Annotated in this window: 17 protein-coding genes; 4 read left to right on the plus strand and 13 right to left on the minus strand. The window is 37.1% G+C overall.

Going from position 1 to position 18612, the window contains the following annotated elements; all coding sequences use genetic code 11:
* Positions 1–27: 27 nt before the first annotated feature.
* Complete coding sequence (gene murA / locus IPJ53_03545; GenBank protein ID MBK7798163.1) at positions 28–1341, plus strand: UDP-N-acetylglucosamine 1-carboxyvinyltransferase; 1314 nt, start codon at positions 28–30, stop codon at positions 1339–1341.
* Between the two features lie 135 nt (positions 1342–1476).
* Here murA and IPJ53_03550 read toward each other — a convergent pair whose 3' ends face one another.
* From IPJ53_03550 to IPJ53_03590, 9 genes are all read right to left on the minus strand, one after another.
* A complete protein-coding gene (locus IPJ53_03550) occupies positions 1477–3168 on the minus strand; it encodes a hypothetical protein (protein MBK7798164.1) in 1692 nt (563 codons plus the stop codon).
* A gap of 2 nt (positions 3169–3170) precedes the next feature.
* On the minus strand, positions 3171–4229 hold the full coding sequence (gene lpxK / locus IPJ53_03555; GenBank protein MBK7798165.1) for a tetraacyldisaccharide 4'-kinase: 1059 nt from the start codon (positions 4227–4229) through the stop codon (positions 3171–3173).
* A gap of 15 nt (positions 4230–4244) precedes the next feature.
* Positions 4245–4919, minus strand: a complete 675-nt coding sequence (locus IPJ53_03560; protein ID MBK7798166.1) for a PorT family protein — start codon at positions 4917–4919, stop codon at positions 4245–4247.
* 75 nt (positions 4920–4994) lie between these two features.
* Positions 4995–6287: a DUF2851 family protein gene (locus IPJ53_03565; protein ID MBK7798167.1), complete on the minus strand. Its 1293-nt coding sequence runs from the start codon at positions 6285–6287 to the stop codon at positions 4995–4997.
* A complete protein-coding gene (locus IPJ53_03570; protein MBK7798168.1) occupies positions 6284–6772 on the minus strand; it encodes a dihydrofolate reductase in 489 nt (162 codons plus the stop codon). The genes IPJ53_03565 and IPJ53_03570 overlap by 4 nt, the downstream gene beginning before the upstream one ends.
* Positions 6772–8619 (minus strand): penicillin-binding protein 2, encoded by a 1848-nt coding sequence (gene mrdA, locus IPJ53_03575; protein ID MBK7798169.1) that lies wholly within the window; start codon positions 8617–8619, stop codon positions 6772–6774. The genes IPJ53_03570 and mrdA overlap by 1 nt, the downstream gene beginning before the upstream one ends.
* 3 nt (positions 8620–8622) lie before the next feature.
* Positions 8623–9144 (minus strand): hypothetical protein, encoded by a 522-nt coding sequence (locus tag IPJ53_03580; GenBank protein ID MBK7798170.1) that lies wholly within the window; start codon positions 9142–9144, stop codon positions 8623–8625.
* Entirely contained in the window at positions 9137–9979 is an 843-nt protein-coding gene (mreC, locus tag IPJ53_03585) for a rod shape-determining protein MreC (protein ID MBK7798171.1), read from the minus strand. The genes IPJ53_03580 and mreC overlap by 8 nt, the downstream gene beginning before the upstream one ends.
* 57 nt (positions 9980–10036) lie before the next feature.
* Complete coding sequence (locus IPJ53_03590; GenBank protein MBK7798172.1) at positions 10037–11068, minus strand: rod shape-determining protein; 1032 nt, start codon at positions 11066–11068, stop codon at positions 10037–10039.
* Between the two features lie 279 nt (positions 11069–11347).
* Between IPJ53_03590 and IPJ53_03595 the strand changes: the two genes are divergently transcribed.
* Positions 11348–12586 (plus strand): HlyC/CorC family transporter, encoded by a 1239-nt coding sequence (locus tag IPJ53_03595; protein ID MBK7798173.1) that lies wholly within the window; start codon positions 11348–11350, stop codon positions 12584–12586.
* 85 nt (positions 12587–12671) lie between these two features.
* On the opposite strand, the gene IPJ53_03600 is transcribed toward IPJ53_03595, so the two are convergent.
* The gene (locus IPJ53_03600; GenBank protein MBK7798174.1) at positions 12672–13910 is read right to left on the minus strand and encodes an ABC transporter permease; all 1239 of its coding nucleotides are present in this window, start codon (positions 13908–13910) and stop codon (positions 12672–12674) included.
* A gap of 163 nt (positions 13911–14073) precedes the next feature.
* Between IPJ53_03600 and prfA the strand changes: the two genes are divergently transcribed.
* Entirely contained in the window at positions 14074–15150 is a 1077-nt protein-coding gene (gene prfA, locus IPJ53_03605; GenBank protein MBK7798175.1) for a peptide chain release factor 1, read from the plus strand.
* 75 nt (positions 15151–15225) lie between these two features.
* Here prfA and IPJ53_03610 read toward each other — a convergent pair whose 3' ends face one another.
* The gene (locus IPJ53_03610; protein ID MBK7798176.1) at positions 15226–16119 is read right to left on the minus strand and encodes a hypothetical protein; all 894 of its coding nucleotides are present in this window, start codon (positions 16117–16119) and stop codon (positions 15226–15228) included.
* Between the two features lie 26 nt (positions 16120–16145).
* Complete coding sequence (locus IPJ53_03615) at positions 16146–16715, minus strand: hypothetical protein (GenBank protein MBK7798177.1); 570 nt, start codon at positions 16713–16715, stop codon at positions 16146–16148.
* 168 nt (positions 16716–16883) lie between these two features.
* Between IPJ53_03615 and IPJ53_03620 the strand changes: the two genes are divergently transcribed.
* A complete protein-coding gene (locus IPJ53_03620) occupies positions 16884–17966 on the plus strand; it encodes an anhydro-N-acetylmuramic acid kinase (GenBank protein ID MBK7798178.1) in 1083 nt (360 codons plus the stop codon).
* Position 17967: 1 nt separating this feature from the next.
* Here the strand turns inward: IPJ53_03620 and IPJ53_03625 are convergent, their stop codons facing one another.
* Positions 17968–18522, minus strand: a complete 555-nt coding sequence (locus IPJ53_03625) for a YceI family protein (GenBank protein MBK7798179.1) — start codon at positions 18520–18522, stop codon at positions 17968–17970.
* Between the last annotated feature and the right edge of the window lie 90 nt (positions 18523–18612).

The raw sequence follows: 18612 nt of genomic DNA on the forward strand, positions 1-18612 counted from the left end.
GGATATTTCTTAATTGAATTTTTAAAGATGAATACAGGAGATAGTTTTGTAGTAACAGGTGGAAATAAATTGAATGGCACTTTAACCCCTCAGGGAGCAAAAAATGAAGCCTTGCAAATTTTGTGTGCTACTTTACTCACTGAAGAGTTGGTGATCATAGAAAATCTACCAGACATTTTGGACATCAGGCATTTGATTGAATTGATCAAAGGTCTTGGGGTAATTGTTCAACGTCTGGGACCCAATAGCTATTCTTTTTGTGCGAAGGAAGTAGATCTGGATTATTTTGGCACACACGAATTCCAATCCAATGCCAGAAAGATCAGAGGCTCTGTAATGTTGTTAGCTCCACTCCTTGCGAGATATAAAAGAGCTGTTTTGCCAAAACCCGGTGGAGATAAAATTGGTCGCCGAAGATTGGACACCCACTTTCTTGGTTTACAGAAGTTGGGAGCTGTTTTTAATTATGATGAACAATCAAATCAATACAACATCAGTGCAGACAAATTAAAAGGAACTTACATACTGATGGATGAAATTTCTGTGACCGGCACTGCTAATATCATCATGGCAGCAGTGATGGCCAGTGGAGAGACTACAATTTATAACGCCGCTTGTGAACCATACCTTCAGCAATTATGTAAGATGCTGAATCGAATGGGGGCTAAAATAAAAGGCATTGGATCCAATTTACTTCAAATAGAAGGGGTAGAAAAACTAAACGGGACTACTCATAGGATATTACCTGATATGATTGAAATCGGCAGTTTTATAAGTCTGGCTGCCATGACGCAATCTGAAATTTTAATTAAAGATGCAGGAGTTGAACATTTGGGAATCATCCCATTTGTATTCGAAAGGATGGGTGTTACTCTGAAGATCAGTGGGGATGATATCCTGGTGCCGGCTATGGAGGAGTATGAAATTCAGCAATTTATGGATGGTTCTGTTATGACAATTTATGATGCACCCTGGCCGGGATTCACACCCGACCTCATGAGTGTAATACTTGTCATGGCGATACAAGCTAAAGGCAATGTGCTTATACATCAAAAGATGTTTGAATCAAGGTTATTTTTTGTGGATAAATTAATAGATATGGGGGCGCAAATTATTTTATGTGATCCTCATCGTGCTGCGGTTAATGGTCTCAACAGAAAGTATCCTTTGAAAGGAATTGAAATGACTTCACCTGATATTCGTGCGGGGGTTGCTTTGCTGATTGCAGCCTTGTCTGCCCAAGGAAAAAGTGTGATTCACTCCATCCATCAGATTGACAGGGGATATGAAAGAATTGATGAAAGGCTTAATGCCATTGGTGCTGAAATAATCAGGAAATGATGTATTCTTTTGAAAGAGATTACTGTCGTTATAACTACTGAGTCAAAATTAATTTAACTATCATGTATTAAACATCAAAGGAACTATTTCATGATGTTCTTGAATAAATTACTTTACTTATAGAAGTTTTAATTATTAAAAGTCAAATCGTTGCCTATCCAGATTCATTCTTAATCCTGTCTGCAACCAATAGGATTTCTCTATTTTGTTTAATTGATTAAAGCGATAGCCAAGATCTAAATCGATGTAAATTCCTTTCCAAAGGCGGTATGAGGCATTTACTTCCATTTTGAATATTTTGACTTTCTGACCCTGTCCAATCCGGTTATCAAAATCCATCACGCGCTGTTCATTAGATTTCAAAATATTTCCACCATAGTTTAATTCATTCATATCAATTCCTTTCACATAGTGGAGGAAATTAAACTGATAATTTGTTCTTGCAGTAGGGCGGTAATTTATACGAAATATTATTTCATTTAAATTAGATCCAAGAGGATGGGCCAGTGATTGGTAATTATGTGAATAATTTGCTATGCTGTCACGGAACGAATAGGTGTAAGGCCTGATGGAATTAAATTCTGCCTGAAAATCCAGATTCTTAATTTTAAGTAAATCAAAATAGAAAAATCCTAACTGCATGCTGTATTTATTCCCCCACCAACCAGAAGGTGTTCCGAAAATTCTGCTGAGTACAAATTCATCAAATAGTAGTTGTCCATAAATTTTAAGTGAACTGCTGGCAATTATTTCAGACTGTAATCCCAAAAGAACGTTATCGGGGCTACCCAAAGATTGTTCCACGCCTCTATAGAGAATTACCGGATTTAAATATTGTAGTTCAAATCCATTTTTTCTGCCGAAGATTACGGATTCAAAAATTCCAAGATTCCATCGCTTATTTATTCTGATATTCAGAAAATGTGAAGCCATGTATTTTTTATCCAATAAGTGATCTACCGAATTAAAACTTCTGTTTTCAGCAGACAATTCAGCAAATAAGTTTTGATAGCTAATGGGGCCGAACTGACTATTTATTTTGAGGTATAGATAAGGACTTGAGAAGTCTGAAAGTAATAAACTTCTTATACCATTTCCAATTCTATTTCTTCCATGGCCAAATGTTACATCAACACTTTTAGTTACGTTGAAGTGAATATTTCCTTCTGCAATGAGGTAGTCAAATGAATTTTTTAGTTTAAATAATTTGCTTTTGTATATTTTAAGAAATCCTGCACCGGGGAAAGCCTGGTATTCATTTATAAATTGACCGACGTAGTCATTTGTTCCGATTTGCGTTTCCGTAACCGATGCATTGAAGAATATTTTATTGTCCAGCCCTCCTGATATTTTAATTCCCCTTCGGTTGGTAAGAAGATTGGATGTAAGATTGGTATTTTCGAATCCGGTCTTCAGCTCAAAAGTCGGATCTAAACAAACGTAATAGGAATTCTTAAGAATGGATAAAAAATGTGTATTCTGGTAGAAATACTTGAGAAACGGCCTGGATTCTAATGAATTAGTTAAATTGGCAAGCGTGTCTGAATGGTAATAGATGTATTCCGGATATTTACTTAAAATTTCATCTACATCGTAAGCAAGATTATTATAACCACCCGGGTAATTTATTTTCATCCCGGTAAGCTCAGGAATTAGACTGTTTTGAGAAGGTTGGTAGAAGAAACTAGGAGTATGTAAAAATGTTTTCGCTTTGGTTTCAATTTTGTTTAGCAGCAATTGGTGATTTTCATTGTATTGGATCAAATTTCCTTGTGAGATAGCCTTCCAGCTTACTGTCAGCAGCAAAATGAAAATCAAAAATCTCATTTTTATATTTTGAATTCTAAAAGGAAATTTTTTATAGTTTGGTCGAACAATTCTTTGTTATAAAAATCAATATTCAAAGGGAGCACATAAATATCCAAATTTTGATTTCTTATAAATGTTTCATGTAAGCGCAATCTCGTAGCATCTTTTTCGGTGGTAAGTAACATTTTATTTGAATGACTTATCTTATTATATTTATTGAAAATATGCGTGAGCTCAGTTTCAGTAAAGTAGTGATGATCTTCAAAATTGTAATCTGTTACAGAGGCAACCCTTGGGGCAAGATATTCCAAAAGATAGGAAGACTGTGCAATGGCGCTTATAACCATTAAATCCAATCCATCATTTAATTTAAAAATTTTATCATGATTGAATAGGTGATATGGCGTGCCATAATCAAGATATGAAAAAAATAACAATTGCTTCTCATTTAACTTTAGCTTGAATCGCCAGGTAAAAATCTCTTCTTCCTTTGGTTCATTAGGACATTTTGTAACTATAACGATGTCAGCACGTCGGGCACCATAACGCCATTCCCGCAGACGACCGCTAGGTAAAAGATAATCCTGAAAATAGGGGTTAGCATATTCTGTAAGAAGAATGTTTAGACCCGGAGTGACTTCAAGGTGTTGATAGGCATCGTCTAAAAGAATGGTTTTTACTTCAGGGTGTTGTGATAATAGTTTAGGGATGCCAATGGATCTGTTACTGTTCACTGCAAAAGGAACATCAGGAAATTTGGTTTTGATTTGTACAGGTTCATCGCCAACTTCTACTGCGGTATGTGTTTGAGTTAATAAAATATGCCCGGTTGTTTTACGACGATAGCCACGACTTAGAACGGCCACTGGAATATAATCTTTGAGTAATTTGATCAAATATTCGATGTGCGGAGATTTTCCGGTGCCACCAACTGTTAGGTTGCCGACACTGATTACAGGAATACTGAATTTGAGTGTTTTGAAAAATCCTGACAAATAAAAACCTTGGTAAATACTGACGCCAATTCCGTAAAGAAAAGAGAAAGGTGCAAGTATAAGTTGAAGTGTTTTTTTCAAAATTAATTAAAAGCCTTTTTAATCTTTCAGTGAATAGTTCAGACTTATTTGTGGAATGGAGAAAACAAAATTTCTCGCAATATCACGGCTACTGGATTTAAGATCTACTTTCTCGATGTCGGTAAGTGAATATTCCGGTTTAAGTAAAGCTGTAATGTTCAGTTTCCCTAAATTGACCATTGCTCCTAAGCCAATGACCAATTCAAAAGGATTCGACGAATAAAGGTCTTTCACATCAGTAAGGTTGGGACTGTAGTATCCATAACCTCCGGTCCTGGAAGAATTGGCAGATTGTAAAAGGCTTATTTGAAATCCGGCATGAAGCAGGAATGAAACAATTTTTTCAGGATCGGAATTCCATTTTAAAAGCAAAGGAAATTTTAAGTAATTTAAATCGGTCTTATAATCAGCCAGGCTGTTGCCGTCGGTGATGTATTTTTGACCTTGTTGTGAAAATATAATTCCACTTTGAATACCCAGGTTTTTGCTGAGGTTATAACCCACATTTACGCCGAATGCAGGTTTGAAAGTAGCTTTAAAATCCAACACCCCACCAGCATCAAAGTCATTTTTATTAAAAATCCATGAATTTTGAAATCCAAGCTGTACACCCATAAACAGACCGCTTCTTTGTGCAACAACAGCGTTAAGAATGCAGGTAGCGAAGAAAATAATGGAGTAAATTTTTTTCATGATTCACATATTTAAAAGCAAACAACAGACAAATTTAATTAAAATTCAAACATATATTCAAAATTTATCATATATTTAATTTTCATGGTTGGTCTTTGCATTCATTAAATAATGCCCAATTTTGCATTTTAAACAACCATTCTTCAGGCAATATTCATTTATTTGTTGGAGTACTCCCTGACTTTGCCTGGCATTTTCAATTTTTTGTCCGGTTTGCATCCAGTGGCGAGTAAATTTATTTTCTTCGGCCTTTATGTTTTCAAGAAAGCCGATTGCTTTGTTTTTTAGTTCCAGGTCCTGAGTATAATCGCCATAAATGTACATCATTGGACAAATTACGTTGATCAGTATGGAATCGGAGGTAGTTGTTCCCAATTTCTTTTTCGAGATTTTACCACTTAAATTTTCGAAGGTGTAGTGAGCATCCCAATATTGTGAAGCATGAACCTTAAGCATCGCGTGAATGTCATTTAGATTTGTCTGCAATAATAAATTGTTAAAAGGACTAGGGTTCTTGAAGAAGAAGGAAGCAATCTGAGCTAAGCGAATGGTAGGAAAATGCGCTGGCCTCAGTCTTAGGAAATTCCAGGAATTTTTTTGCGTAGGCTTTATTCTGTGCAATTTGATTAAGTAAGTAGCTTCTTCTTTTAGTTTTTTAAGATGAGGGTCATTTGGATGATCCGGTAATAAACCCGAAACACCAAATAGCAGGGCTTCCATTTTGAATGGATCATCTAAATATTTTTGCAACAAACGCCAGGTGACTTTCGTAGTCAGCTCCGACATTGCGGAGGAATTTACAGGAGTCACCAGGTATTGGCAAAACTTCTGATAAAACAGGGTTTCCCAATCGGATTTATTTGAATGAAGTGCCATGATGAGCAATTCAGTTTTTGACATGATTCTTTCGATGGATGCTGATTCTATTTGAGATTGAATAATCAAATTAGGAACATCTGATAATAAATTGCAGCAAGCGATGTACTGGATGTTGTTCATCAAAAACTCATAAGTTGACAACTCAGCTTGACTTACTAAATTTTTTAATTCAATGGTTGGAAGTTCGTGTTGGTTGGAAATTATGCACTTGTCATGATTCCAGACTACATGTAAAATGATGTTAGCATAGTTTGGATCACCATCATGTTTGTGTTTGATCCAATCAGATGATTGAACATGCATTTCAATATGTCCATTCCAAATGACTCCATCTATTTCAATTTGAGCAAACAGAAAGTCAGGACCTTGATTGGTGTTGTATGTGCCGGGCTTAAGAATTCGGAGGGTGTTTCCGTTGGTTGTTTTAAGGTCGTGTTGTTTGAGTTTTCCGGAGTTCCAATAGTAGTGTATTAAGTCTTCTTTTATCATTTTCGTTTATAAATTAAAAAGGAATAATCATAGTTATTTTTATCATCGCTGGTATGTTTTTCATCACTGATCAGAGACCATTCATCATAATCTATTTGGGGAAAGAAAACATCTCCGGATCCATTGAACTGAACCATTGTCAAATATAATTTATTGACCAGATGCATGGACTGTCGATAAATTTCGCCACCTCCAAGAATGAACATTTCTTCCTCCTTATTTTGTTGGGCAATAAGAATTCCTTCTTCAATTGAATTTGTAATAATGCAATCTGTCACGATGAATGTTGGATTTTTAGTCACCACAATATTTTTTCTACCCGGCAGTGATTTACCAATACTGTCAAAACATTTTCTCCCCATTAAAATGTGATGTCCCAAGGTTATTTTCTTAAAATATTTTAAGTCAGCCGGAAGGTGCCAGGGGATTTTATTTTGATCGCCTATCAGACCATCAGGATTCATTGCAACAATTGCAGAAATAATCATGTTTTATCTTTTTTAATGAGGTCTTTCTTTTTCATTTTTTCTTCCAGCTCGATTCGACTTATTTTGCCTTTCAGGTATTTTTCAATAATCAGTGAGGCAATTGGTGCAGCAATCGCTCCACCCCAGCCGGCATTTTCGACATAAACGGCCAATGCAATTTTAGGATTTATTTTTGGGGCAAATGCAAAAAATACACTGTGATCCTCTCCATGAGGATTCTGTGATGTTCCCGTTTTGCCGCATATGCTTATTTCCGGGTTATAAGCCAGGGTGGCTGTTCCGCTATTTACGGCCAATTCCATTCCATTTATCACAGACTCAAAATACTTTTTATTGATGGGCACGGTAATCTTTGTTCTAAATCTTTCAGGAATGGCTTTCTCAGCGTTGCCGAATTGTTTTACTAAATGAGGGACATAATAATATCCGTTATTGGCAAGTATGGCAGCAAGGTTTGCCATTTGCAAAGTGGTCAGTTGTAATTCTCCCTGGCCGATTCCCACCGAAATAATGTAGGTAGATCTCCAGTTGTCTGTCTTATATAATCTGGAATAGTAATCAGAAGTTGGAATAAATCCACCATTTTCTGTGCTAAGATCAGATTCCAGCGGTTTCCCCAAGCCAAATTTCCCGAGATATTTGGATAATATGTCCAGCCCTATTTTGGGTTTGTCAAAACCTTTTATTTCAATAAGATTTCTAAATGTTTCAATGAAATAGGAGTTACAGGAATGTTGAAGAGCAACCGACAAATTATATGGTGAAGGATGGTGGTGACAACCATAAGAAACATTTCTATAATAATATGCACCCGTGCAGGCATGAGGAGTGTTTTCAGTCAGCACACCTTCCTGCATCGCAATGAGGGCGAGGATAGGTTTAAAAATTGAGCCAGGCGGATAGATTGCTGATGCTGATCTGTCAAAAAGTGGCTTCAGAGTATCTTTAAGCAGGTAGGCGTAATCTCTCCCTCTATTGGGATTGAAACTTAATAAATTTGGATCAAAGTTTGGTGAAGAAACTGCGGCAAGGATTTCTCCGGAGGAAGGTTCAATTGCTACTATGCTTCCTACTTTATGTTTCATTAATTCTTCTCCATATTTTTGTAACTCTACGTCAATGCCCAGCATCATATCATCTCCTGATATTGCATCCTTGTCAAGTCGGCCATTTTCAAAAGAGCCAACTTCTCTGCCTAATTTATCTTTAATGACAAAGTGTACGCCTTTTTCACCTTTTAAATATTCTTCATATTGCTTTTCAAGTCCGGTTACTCCAATGTAATCCCCCAATTTATAAAGACCTTCTGATTGGTCTATGTCTCTTTTATTTACTTCGCTTATGTAACCTAAATAATGTGCACCATAGGGTTCCGGATATTTTCTAACGGCTCTTAGTGTGGGATAAAATCCGGGAAATTGGTATAAGTTTTCCTGAAAGGTAAGCAGGGTCCTTGAATCTAAGTTTTTCAGAAAAACGAAAGGTACTGATTTGGAATATTTATTTGAGGACCAGTCTTTTTCAAGATTCAATTTAAAAGTTTCCTGATCTATGTTTAGCAAGGTGCATAATTTTTGAGTGTCCATGCCCGGCTTTATCTCTTTATAGGTTGTATAAAGATCATATGCAGGGTAATTGATGACTAATAATTTTGCATTGCGGTCATAAAATAGACCTCTGGCCGGATATACGGTTTTTTGATTTAGTGTGGTGGCACTTGCTTTATTAATGTAGTAGGGATCGAACAACTGAAGCTTGGCTAGGTTAAAAATAAAAACCAAAGCCAGTAAAACGAGTGAGGCCCGAAGGAGAATAAATCTGAACTTCCTGCTGTCCTGGGACACCGATTAATTTTTAGGGTTTAGTAAAATCTGAAGGATGGAAATAACAAACATTGAAACTACAAAGCTCAAGATAGTTTTAATGAGAATTTCTCCCAGATAAACAAAGGTAAAAATTTCCAAGCTGAAATAAAAGAAAAAATAAATAAGCATTAAGATAGACACGTATTGAAAAAACCAAAAAATGCCAAGAGAGTAACCATTTGGTTTTTGGTCAATTGAATATCCGGACTTTGGTTCAAGAAACTTAAGAACAAACGATCTGCCTGCAGCCATCCACAGGCAAGCAGCAGCATGAACTCCTATGCTGTTATAAAAAAGATCAACGGTTAACCCTGCTAAGAATGCCAGGAGCAATACAAAGAATTGAGGGATTGCCATTGGCAGCAGTAGAATCGCTACCGGATAAATAATGATGTTTACATATTGATTCGGGGCATCTGACAATCGGATACCTTTCAAGATAAAGACTTGAAAAATAATCAGGATAATTATCCTGAGACTGTTGATCCTCCATTCCTTATTCATTTTCCCGGGTTATTGATTCGAGATATTCCTTTTCCTCTTTGAGTCTGTTGTTAATTATATAAACCCTGTCTAATGCTGTTAAATTTTGACTGGGAGTGACTATAATCGTGTACGTAAATGAACCAGGTTCTGCAAAATAATTTTTTACATAACCGATGGTTAATCCTTTTGGAAATACAATTGAATAACCACTTGTCATCAGGGTATCACCAATGCGAACGTCTGCATATTTTTGAATATCCTCCAGTTGTAAAATACTTGGATCTCTGTCTTTCCAAATTAAAGATCCGAAGAACCCACTTCGCTTTAAACTGCAACTAATTCTGGAATTGGAATGAAGCAGTGACATCACAGTTGAAAAATGACTGGTGGTGTCCGTTATTATTCCTACTAAGCCATTTAAAGTGACTACAGCCATTCCCGGACTCACACCGTCCAGTCCACCTTTATTAAGAGTGAGATAATTATTCTTTCTGGATAGAGAATTGTTGATCACTCTTGCAGATAGAACGGAATAAGTATTGATCATTGCATTTGACTTTGTCGAATCCAGTTGCATGCTGTCCGATTTTTCAATTGCTTCCAAATTCAACAAACGTGAAAAAAGTTTGGCATTGTCCTCTGCAATTTGATCAGCCTTATCTTTTAGTGAGAAGTATGAGGTAAAGCCTTGATATTTATTTTTTAGGATGGTTGCGTACAGTTGTGCCGTATACAGATAAATTTTATTTTGTTTTTGATTGTAACTGATGATCCAATAGAAGCAAATAATTTGAAGTATGAGAAAAAGTATAAACGATCCATTTTTGACAATGATGCGAAGTGCATTTAACATGGAATCAATTTATTATTCGGTAAGCTTATATTAAAACATTTTAATCAAACAAAATAATTAGAGACTTTTGCGGTCAATCAAAAAAGAAAATCTGTCGGTGTTTTTCAAAGCAATTCCGGTGCCACGGACTACTGCACGCAATGGATCATTTGCTACTATTACGGGAAGGTTTGTCTTCAGGCTAAGCCTTTTATCCAAACCTCTTAACAAGGCGCCTCCGCCTGTCAGGTATAGTCCCGTTCTGTAAATATCTGATGATAATTCAGGAGGGGTGATCTCCAAAGCTTTAAGAACAGCCTCTTCAATTTTCATGATGGATTTGTCGAGAGCGCCAACTGTTTCTTCATAACGGATAATGATTTGCCGAGGAATTCCGGTCATCAGGTCACGGCCATTTACTGCATAAGGTTCCGGAGGATTGTCCAGATTCATTACAGCGGATCCAACATTAATTTTAATCTTTTCTGCAGTTCTCTCGCCAATCAAAAGGTTGTGTTCTCTGCGCATATAATCTATGATGTCTTCGGTAAATTCGTCACCGGCGACTCGTATAGATTGATCGCAAACGATTCCAGAAAGTGCGATTACAGCTATTTCTGTGGTTCCTCCGCCAATATCAATGACCATATTCCCGACCGGTTCTTCCACATCAAGGCCAATTCCGAGTGCCGCAGCCATAGGTTCATGTATCAGGTAAGTTTCCTTGCTGTCAACGTGATCTGCGGAATCAAAAACGGCTCTTTTTTCAACTTCCGTAATTCCTGAAGGAATACAGATCACCATTCTTAAATGGGTAAAAAACCTTCTTTTGCTGCCGATCATGTTAATCATGCCTTGAATCATGTTCTCGGCGGCCTGGAAATCTGCGATGACCCCATCTTTCAAAGGGCGAATGGTGTCAATATTTTTATGAGTTTTTTCATGCATCTGCATGGCTTTGTTGCCAACAGCGATGGTTTCTCCGGTTTTTTTATCAACCGCCACAATGGAAGGCTCATCTACCACCACTTTGTCATCCTGCATGATAAGGGTGTTTGCTGTACCCAGGTCGACAGCAAGCTCCTGCATGAATAAATTAAATAGTTTCATCTTTTATGATCTGAAATTCAAACAATTATAACAAATATCACTCCAAAATGTGTGAGGAAGTAAGGAATTTATTCAGGGAAGAGGCGTAAAATTACAATATTTTCAATGAAAAACTCAATTTTTTAACGAGAGGAGGGTATTCGGGTTTTATGAATTATTGTCGGATTCTTTCGTTTTTATAAGGAGGCAGGGTGATTTAAATCATTGAAAATCATTCGTTCATGCCAAAGATAGCCATTATCCCGCTTCGATCCCTATCTTTGTGGCTTAAGTTTTCACATGCTTGTTTTTTGGATCGTAGTCTTTTTACTTTTAAGCGCATTTTTTTCAGGAACGGAAATTGCTTTTTTTACCGCCAACAAGTTGGGCGTGGAGGTCAGAAAGAACAGAGGGTCATCCAGTGGTAAAATTTTATCAGATTTTTATGATCACCCTGATAAATTTATAGCTGTAACCCTTGTGGGCAATAATATTGCATTGGTAACACTTTCCTTTTTATTGACTTCGTTTTTTGGAGAATTGCTGAATCCACTTTATTTAGAAGAGGGCACCAAAATATTTGTCAACACATTTTTGGTAACTACTGTTATTTTGATTTTTGGGGAATTCTTACCTAAAATTCTTTTCAGACTGTATTCCAATGAGATGATTTCAATCTGTGCTTATCCGATATTATTCTTTTATAAATTACTGTATGTGCCATCCAGACTGATGTCAGGACTGTCAAATTTTATGATCAGAAAATTTATGAAGGAATCCAAACCTCACACCCGCTATAGGTTTTCCTTACTGGACCTTGAGCATTATCTGGATGGCACCATGAATATTTCTGAAGAAGATATTGATACGGATATTTTTAAGAATACCCTTAACCTTAAGCAGGTCAGAGTAAAAAGCTGCATGATTCCAAGGAACGAAATTATCCATATCGACGTGTCAGAGTCAAAGGAAGATCTCATCACCTTATTTGCTGAATCTAAGTTGTCGAGAATAATAGTAACGGATGGTGACATTGACAATGTCCTGGGATATGTGCATCATCAACAAATGTTTAAAGATTCAAAAAGCATAAAGTCCATGATCATGGACATGCCATTTGTTCCTGAAACATTGAATGTATATGATCTTATGGTTCGGATGAACAAACTGAGACTTTCCGTGTCATGTGTGGTAGATGAGTTTGGAGGAACCTCGGGCATTATTACCCAGGAAGACATTCTGGAGGAGATTTTTGGAGAGATAGAAGATGAACATGATAAGGAAGAGTTCATCGAAAGAGTGATTTCAGAAAATGAGTTTATATTTTCAGGGAGGCTTGAAATAAATTATTTGAACAATACCTATGATTTTAATTTTCCGGAAGGGGAATATCATACATTGTCCGGCTATTTAATCACATCGACGGGCAAAATTCCTGAACAGGGAATGGAAATCGAATTGGATGGCTACAAATTCGTTTTTGAGTTGATGAGTGATACTAAAATCGAGACGGTAAGATTGATCAGACTTACTCCTTAAACTTCTCTGGGGTGTGTTTTTCTTTTTTAGAGGCCCTTATTCTATGATTATTAAAATTTTTGAACATTTTTGAAAGAGTATAATCTCATTCAAATCTTAAAGAATCCACCGGATCGAGAGAGGATGCTTTCAGAGCCGGGTAAAGTCCCGACAAAATGCCTACAATAGTGCACACCACGAAGCCTAATATAATCCAGGCCCAGGGGATTATAAATGAGCCCCCCATCAATAAGGTTACTATATTTCCCACAGGAATGCCCAATAGGATTCCGACGATACCTCCCATTTGGCAGATCATCATTGCTTCCAACAGAAATTGACTCAAAATGGCTTTTCTTGTAGCCCCAAGTGCTTTTGCAATTCCAATTTCCTTTGTTCTTTCTGTAACTGAAACCAACATAATATTCATGAGTCCTATGGCGGCGCCAAGCAGGGTCATCAATCCAATGGCAATAGTCGCAGCCCTCAGTTTTACCGTATTATCTTTAAGAAAAGTAATGATTCCATCGCTTTTATTGATTTCAAAGTTATTCTCTTCATAACTCTTTAAACTCTTGACAATTCTCATCTCTCCAATGGCTTGAGATATCATGTCATCCAATTGCTTAGCAACCGGGACACTCACATTAAGATCATAATCAGCCTCCAGATTAGCATATTCAATTTTTGATTTGTTTAAAGGGATCAACACTCTTCGGTCGGCACCTTCATTCATGCTTGATCCTTTGGATTTTAGTATTCCGACAATTTGATATTTTTGATCATTGACAGTGATAATTTGCATCAATGCTTTTTGAGCATTGTCGTCAAACAAGGTTTTGATGATATCCTTTCCTACGATAGCCTTGCTGATGCCATACTCGAGTTCATGTGTCGAGAAACTTCGACCGAATTCTATTTCGTAACCCATGACTTTAAAAAAGTTTTCGTCTATTCCCTTGATCCGGATAATTGGGTTGGTTTTTTTATTTTGAAACTTTATTAATCCGTTATTGGCTGCACCATAGGAAATTGATACAATCGCTTTGTTGCCAAAGCGCTCTTTGAATTCCTGGGCTTGCTGATAGCTAATTGGAGGAGATTGTTTTGTTCTCCTCCCCCGATTGTGACCTCTGAAGTTTTCAGATTTACGGTCGATGGAAAATGAGTTTGCACCGAGCGAGCTAAAATTGCTGCTCATACTGTAGATAATCCCATCTATGGACGTCAGTATACCTACCAATGCAGTAATTCCTAATGCTATTATCAAAAGTGTCAGTATGGAACGAAGCAAATTGTACCGTACACTTTCAAATGCCAGCCTGATAATTTCCGTTAATTTCATTACTTCTCAAAGGTAGCTTATTCTCATTTTACCATGCAAAATATTCGACGACCTATTAAAATTCATCGATTTTTTGGGTGGAACCTTTGGAAGACTGAATTCATCCTTCTTAGGTCAAGTCTGAGCTTCGTTGTAGATTTGCGGTTTCTTGTAAAAAATATTCATGGAATTATTGCAAAAATTAGGTGCTATTCTTGAGCGCTTTCAGTTTCTGGAAGAGCGGATGGCTGACCCTGAGGTTGTCACAAACATCTCAGAGTATAAAAAAATCAGCAAGGAATACAAGGATCTTGAGCAAATCATGAAACTTTTTCATGAGTACAAAAAAAATCTCAGCAACATAGACGGAGCTAAGGAGATTTTGGATTCAGGCGATAAAGAAATGGTTGACATGGCCAGTGAAGAGTTAGCCAATGCAGAAGCTGAGGTCATCAGGCTGGAGGATGAACTGAAACTTTTGCTGGTGCCAAAAGATCCGGAAGACAGCAAAGATGTAATATTTGAGATCCGCTCAGGGACCGGAGGCAATGAAGCAAGTTTGTTTGCCGGAGATCTTTACAGAATGTATACCAGATATTTTGACATGCAGGGGTGGACGCATGAAGTTGTATTTGAAAATGAAGGATCCGTTGGTGGTTATAATAAAATTGTAATGGATGTATCCGGCACGGATGTCTATGGGAAATTAAAATTTGAATCAGGAGCTCATAGAGTTCAGCGTGTGCCGGATACGGAAGCATCGGGTCGCATCCACACATCAGCCGCAACAGTGGTAGTCATGCCTAAACTTGAGTTGGAGGATGTAAACATCAACAAGTCAGACCTTAAAGTTGATACATTCAGATCCTCCGGTGCGGGAGGTCAGCACGTGAATAAAACAGAATCAGGTGTGCGATTTACACATATTCCAACCGGGGCCGTGGCAGAGAGTACAGACAGTAGAAGTCAGCACAAGAACAGAGAAATTGCTATGGGAAGGTTGATTCAGAAAATCCGAGACAGCCAGGTGGAACAACATGAATCTGCGATTGCAGCACAGCGGAAAACACTGGTAGGCTCAGGAGATCGCTCGGACAAAATCAGGACGTATAATTTTCCCCAAAACCGAATGACAGATCACAGGATCAATCTTACCATGTATAATTTAGGAGACATCATGAACGGGCATATAGATGATATTATTGAAGCGCTTAGAGTTGCAGAAAATCTTGAAAAACTAAAGCAGGCAGAAACTATTTAAACATTCGATATGCCTCCAAAAAAAAAAGCCCGAATAATTTTCAGGCTTTTTTTTTAAAAGAGGTCAATTATAATTTTATTGTTTAATTGTCAAAACGAAATGATCAAGATTATCACCATTTGGCTGGCCCAAAGGTGGTGTAACAAAGATGTTGGTGATTTTTACTGCCCAATAAAAGTTACCATTTTTAATCAAGTATACTTCATCCTTTTTACCAGTAATGGGGCTATTTAAAGCGGAGCCAAGATTGTATTCTGATTGAATATTAGGTTTAGTAGATAAAGCATCAAAGTTAAATCCAACCCCCGGTTTTCTGATGGTTGTTTCAGAGGTGGCGGCGCTGAATTGTTGTGACCAATCCAAGTTTGGAAAATTACCTCCTGCTGTTAATTCTGCTGTCGGATCAGTAGAACCAGTTTCATTTCCAGTGTGCAAATCAATACCACCCTGTCCGGCCGGTGAAGCACTGTTGGTTAATTTTTTATTTGTCAAGGTGGTTATCCGGATATCATTCGTGATGATGGTAAAGCTGATGTCATCAGTTTTGCCAGCTTCATCTTCTAGCTCAACGGTATACAAAATAGTGTCTGAATTCAATTCAGACGGGAATTCGACCGTGTACGTAAATCCATTTTTTTCTGTGGCGTTCAAGATCAGAATTGGATTTGAAGAGGCAGCTGCGCCATTTAATTTCATGTTTGTGAAATCTACATTCTGTTCACTGCCGGAACCCTTTTTGGATTTGATGTGAAGCACCTTTAGAGGGCTGTCACCTTTTGTGCCGGTTATTTTAATATTAATTGGAACTCCACCCGTTAGGGTTGCATCTCCATCCAAAAATCCAGGACCTGGGTTTGTTGTAAAGTCAATAGAAGGTCCGCTGTTACCTACATTGTTGTCATCTCCTGTACAGGCATTAAAAGCAAGCATGATGAAGCCAAATGCAAGAAAATAGAATAAATTTTTCATTAGAATAATTTTTTAATTTAGATTAATTATTTAACCAATTGTTTGATTTTTTTGATAATGGCCAATTCATCTCTCATGATGTTGGCACTTGGAACGAAACTCTTGAATTTTTCTTTATTCATTTTCATCTCTAAATCTCCCTCAGCGGAAGGTTTAATTTTAACAGATTTCATGACCGATCCTACGACTTTGCCATTTTTAAAAAAGTAATTGGTGGCAGTAAACAGTAATTTTCCTTTTGCCTTTACAGTGTTTTTTTCAAAATGGCTACTGGCAATAAGATCTGAACCTTCAAAATAAAATTTAGAAGTTTTTTCTCCTACGGAAGACATAGAATTTTTAGTAATTTTTTTAATGTTTCCATTTGCATCCGAAAAGATGGAAACAGTTCCTTTTTCTCCAGCCTTTAAATTAGCTGATTTTTCAACTAAACTAAGGTCATTATCCAAGGTGCTGACTGTGGACTCAATCATAGATTGATCGGAGGAGGTTGTTGCGGAGGCATCGGTAGCTCCCTTTTTTGAACTGCTGCATGATGAGATTATTGCACCCACTGCAACAAAACAAACGATTGTAAAAATTGAATTGAATTTCATAAAATGTGTTTTTAAATTTAGTATAAAGGTCAGAATTCCAAAATAAAGAAGATTTAAAACTTAGCTTTATTTATGGTAATATTTTGTTAAATATAAGGTATTTATTCATTACTTTCAAATTAGATTTACACATTCTCTACTTTCGCTAATTAATAAAATAATTTTGTCTTGGAATATAAAGATCAGTGCTTGGTATTGGGATTGATGTCAGGGACCTCACTTGATGGCCTTGATTTGGCGGCATGTAGATTTAAATCTAATGGGTCAGGGGGAATGGAATTTGAGATTGTTGCGGCATCCTCTATACCCTACGATCAGGAATGGAGAGTTAAGCTTGAGCAAGCTTTTTATCTGAATTCAGCTGAATTGAATAAGCTCAGCATTGAGTATGGTGAATACACAGCCACCTGTATAGAGGAATTTTGTAATCGTAATGGACTTTTGCCGGATCTTATTTCAAGCCATGGTCATACGGTTCATCACAGACCTTTTGAGAAGGTTTCCCTTCAAATTGGCGATGGCAAAACTATCCGAAATCTTACAGGAATTCCAACAGTTTGTAATTTTAGAATTCAGGATGTCTTAAAGGGTGGGCAGGGGGCTCCGTTGGTACCCATAGGAGATGAGCTCCTTTTTAGCAATTATGATATTTGTCTTAATCTAGGTGGTTTTGCCAATATTTCGTGGAAGGCAAATATTACCCGGCGGGCATGCGATGTAGCACCCTGTAACATGGTACTTAATATGCTTTCCAATCGGTTGGGATTTCCTTACGACGATCAGGGAAAATTTGCTTCACAGGGAATTGTGCAAAGCCAACTTTTGGCAGAGTGGAATGATTTGGAATATTATCATTTGCCTTTTCCGAAAAGTTTAGGACGCGAGTGGTTTCTGGAATATTTTGAACCAGTTTTGAGCCATCATGAATTTAATACTTATGATGTACTTCGTACTTCAACGGAACACATAAGTGAGCAGCTGGCAAATTTTATCAAAAAGTTGGAGATTGAAAATAAAGCAAAAATATTGCTTTCAGGAGGTGGTACTTACAACGAATTCTTAATTTCAAAACTACGTGAAAAACTACCTTCAAACCTTGAGCTAGTTATTCCATCCAAAGAGATCATCGACTTCAAAGAAGCATTGATCTTTGCATTACTTGGATATTTGAGGAGTCGAGGAGAAGTAAATGTATTATGTTCAGTAACCGGAGCAAATGAAAATCACTGCTCCGGCGATTATTATCTTTAAATTATTTCTGAGGCATTGGGAGGTATTTCGTTTTTACGGTCACCTCTATTTCTTTGGCTATCTTGTCTCTTACAACTGATGGGATAGATATTTTGTAATCCTCACATTTGATTTTGAATTTTGTTTCTGAGCTTAAGCCACCTGTCTCCACTTTTACTTCAGCAGGAACTTTAATTCTGTTTGTCACTCCATGCATGGTCATATCACCGGAAACATCGACCTTATAAGTGCCAGGTTTAGATAAATTCAAAGCACTGTAGTTTTCAATTGCTCCCTTGAAAGTAGCTTTAGGGAATTTACCGGATTCCATATAATTTTCATTGAAGTGCTCCTGCATAAGGGCCCGATCAAACTGAAAGGCATTGATGAGCGCAGCAAATTCAACTCTTCCACTTGCCAGGTCAAATACAGTACTGCCGGTGTTATTTACGGCTTCAATTTTCTCCATAGGAGAATCGGAATGAAACTTGACGTATGCATTCTTAGCATAGTATTTTTGAGCAAAACCATTTGTCAGGATCAAAAAAGAGGCAAAAAGGAAAATCAGTTTTTTCATTGTATTTGTTTAAACTATAGACGCTAAAATAGCATAAAAGTTTTCACCTAAATTTAAGGATAACAAAACTTTAACTTAGGATCAGGCTAC

This window comes from Candidatus Vicinibacter affinis, from assembly GCA_016714365.1.
GTDB lineage: Bacteria > Bacteroidota > Bacteroidia > Chitinophagales > Saprospiraceae > Vicinibacter > Vicinibacter affinis.

What these genes read in the sequence shown, in the direction of transcription:
- murA (MBK7798163.1), top strand. Translation starts at nt 28, where the DNA reads ATGAATACAGGAGATAGTTTTGTAGTAACAGGTGGAAATAAATTGAAT.
- IPJ53_03550 (MBK7798164.1), bottom strand. Translation starts at nt 3,168, where the DNA reads ATGAGATTTTTGATTTTCATTTTGCTGCTGACAGTAAGCTGGAAGGCT.
- IPJ53_03560 (MBK7798166.1), bottom strand. Translation starts at nt 4,919, where the DNA reads ATGAAAAAAATTTACTCCATTATTTTCTTCGCTACCTGCATTCTTAAC.
- IPJ53_03565 (MBK7798167.1), bottom strand. Translation starts at nt 6,287, where the DNA reads ATGATAAAAGAAGACTTAATACACTACTATTGGAACTCCGGAAAACTC.
- IPJ53_03580 (MBK7798170.1), bottom strand. Translation starts at nt 9,144, where the DNA reads ATGAATAAGGAATGGAGGATCAACAGTCTCAGGATAATTATCCTGATT.
- mreC (MBK7798171.1), bottom strand. Translation starts at nt 9,979, where the DNA reads ATGTTAAATGCACTTCGCATCATTGTCAAAAATGGATCGTTTATACTT.
- IPJ53_03590 (MBK7798172.1), bottom strand. Translation starts at nt 11,068, where the DNA reads ATGAAACTATTTAATTTATTCATGCAGGAGCTTGCTGTCGACCTGGGT.
- IPJ53_03595 (MBK7798173.1), top strand. Translation starts at nt 11,348, where the DNA reads ATGCTTGTTTTTTGGATCGTAGTCTTTTTACTTTTAAGCGCATTTTTT.
- IPJ53_03600 (MBK7798174.1), bottom strand. Translation starts at nt 13,910, where the DNA reads ATGAAATTAACGGAAATTATCAGGCTGGCATTTGAAAGTGTACGGTAC.
- prfA (MBK7798175.1), top strand. Translation starts at nt 14,074, where the DNA reads ATGGAATTATTGCAAAAATTAGGTGCTATTCTTGAGCGCTTTCAGTTT.
- IPJ53_03610 (MBK7798176.1), bottom strand. Translation starts at nt 16,119, where the DNA reads ATGAAAAATTTATTCTATTTTCTTGCATTTGGCTTCATCATGCTTGCT.
- IPJ53_03615 (MBK7798177.1), bottom strand. Translation starts at nt 16,715, where the DNA reads ATGAAATTCAATTCAATTTTTACAATCGTTTGTTTTGTTGCAGTGGGT.
- IPJ53_03625 (MBK7798179.1), bottom strand. Translation starts at nt 18,522, where the DNA reads ATGAAAAAACTGATTTTCCTTTTTGCCTCTTTTTTGATCCTGACAAAT.